Origin of the sequence: Streptomyces beijiangensis (genome assembly GCF_017315755.1) — a bacterium.
Lineage (GTDB): Bacteria > Actinomycetota > Actinomycetes > Streptomycetales > Streptomycetaceae > Streptomyces > Streptomyces beijiangensis.
The window spans coordinates 1-250 of record NZ_JAFLRJ010000746.1 but is presented as its reverse complement, the minus strand read 5'-3'; the positions used below and the strand labels follow the sequence as shown (position 1 = coordinate 250).

Here is a 250-nt window from a genome sequence, read left to right as displayed (position 1 = left end):
CTCGCGGCACTCTTCCTGGCGCCCCGCCGCGAGGAGTGCTCCGGCCAGTACCAGGACGGAGTTGACGAGGATCGCGACCGTGACTCCCGACAGGACGGCATCCGGTCCTGTTCCTGTGCCCATCCGGGCGGTGGCGACGGCGCTCATGACCGGGATGCCCAGCGTGATGCCGACCTGCTGGGTCATCGTCGCGAGGCCGGTGGCCAGACCCTGCTCCTCGTCGGGGAGGCCGGAGGTCGCGGTGACCATG

1 pseudogene is annotated in these 250 nt (G+C 70.8%); it reads right to left on the bottom strand.

Features of this window, described 5'->3' with window-relative positions:
- Positions 1-250, bottom strand: a pseudogene (locus tag J0695_RS38830) (hypothetical protein); the annotation flags it as partial.